This is a genomic window from Streptomyces mangrovisoli, from assembly GCF_000974985.2.
Taxonomy (GTDB): domain Bacteria; phylum Actinomycetota; class Actinomycetes; order Streptomycetales; family Streptomycetaceae; genus Streptomyces; species Streptomyces mangrovisoli.
The window spans coordinates 1-1312 of record NZ_LAVA02000185.1 but is presented as its reverse complement, the minus strand read 5'-3'; the positions used below and the strand labels follow the sequence as shown (position 1 = coordinate 1312).

At 69.8% G+C, this 1312-nt stretch carries 2 protein-coding genes; one reads left to right on the top strand and one right to left on the bottom strand.

Features of this window, described 5'->3' with window-relative positions; all coding sequences use genetic code 11:
* The coding region (locus WN71_RS39310) for an IS5 family transposase (protein ID WP_046593022.1) at nt 1-706 on the top strand (706 nt) is incomplete at its 5' end.
* Here WN71_RS39310 and WN71_RS39305 read toward each other — a convergent pair.
* Nucleotides 624-1190 carry a BAR domain-containing protein gene (locus tag WN71_RS39305; RefSeq protein ID WP_046593021.1) on the bottom strand — a complete coding sequence of 189 codons (567 nt, stop codon included), beginning with the start codon at nt 1188-1190 and terminating at the stop codon, nt 624-626. The two genes, WN71_RS39310 and WN71_RS39305, sit on opposite strands and share 83 nt — an antisense overlap.
* Nucleotides 1191-1312: the final 122 nt, after the last annotated feature.

The window sequence follows — 1312 nt, the reverse complement described above, 5'->3', positions numbered from 1 at the left end:
AATGCTCGACGCGGTGCGGTACCTGGTCGACAACGGCGTGAAGTGGACGGCTCTGCCGGTAGATTTCCCCTGCTGGCGGGCGGCCTACGACTATGCGCGTGAACTGTACGAACGCCTGCGACGTTCGGCGAGGGAGCGCGCCGGCCGCAACGCCGAGCCCAGTGCGGGAGTCATCGACAGCCAGTCGGTGGACGCCTCCGAGACCGTCGGTGAGGACAGCCGCGGATACGACGGCGGCAAGTCACGTGACGGCCGCAAGCGTCACATCCTGACCGACACCGAGGGCCTGCTCTTGGAAGTGACCGTGACCACGGCCGATGTGCACGACTCCAAGGCCGCCCCCGCACTGCTGGAGACGTTCATGCAGCAGCCGGGCCGGCTGCTGCAACTGGTGTGGGTCGACAGCGCCTACCAGGGTCCGGCGCTGGCGAAGGCGTTCGCCCGCCACGGAGTCCGGACCGAGGTCGTGCGCCGCTGTGACGGACAACGCGGATTTGTCGCACTGGCCCGCAGATGGGTCGTGGAGCGCACGCTGAGCTGGCTCTCCCGCTCACGCCGCCTCAACCGCGACCACGAACGCCGCCCCGACCACCACACCCAGATGGTGTGGTGGGCCGCCGTGATCAGACTGTCCCGGCGCCTGGCCGCGGACGCTCCGCGCTGGCCGGAGAAGCGTCCCGGCCGACTGCTCCGGGCTCAGGCATGAACCGTCCGTCCTTCGCCCGCACCAGCCAGCCCCGCTTCTCCAGCACATAGGCACGGTGACGGATCTTCTCCACCTCGTTCTTGATCTCCGCCTCCCGGCCCACCGCCCGCGTCAGCTCCACCCCGTTCACCGGCCCCGAAGCGGCCACCACCGCCGCGAACACCTCCCGATACAGGCCGCTGAGCACCTCCTCACCCATGCCCGACCGCCACACCGGCGGCCTCTCGCCATGCCCCGCACCGGGGCCGCCCGACGCCACGGCGGCAGCCATCTCACCACCGGACGGCGCCGGAACCGGCAAATTCACCGGGCTCTCCCCGGCCAGCACCGACACGAGCTCCTCACGCCCCACCCGGGCCCGCTCGACACGCTCCCGCGCGGCATCCACCTCCGCCTGAGCCTGCTCCAGGACCTCCGTCCAGGACTCCAGATCCTGCCTCGCCCGCGCCTCACGCTGTTCCATCAACCCCAGCACCGACGGCATCGCACCCTCCTCGATCCACAACAAGCCGCCCGCTGCCTGCCCCTACCCCAAGGCGATCATGCCCCTCACACGAAGAAGCCCCTGCTCATCGAACAGGGACTCCCTTTGCCACAACGCACTGA

What these genes read in the sequence shown, in the direction of transcription:
- WN71_RS39305 (WP_046593021.1), bottom strand. Translation starts at nt 1,190, where the DNA reads ATGCCGTCGGTGCTGGGGTTGATGGAACAGCGTGAGGCGCGGGCGAGG.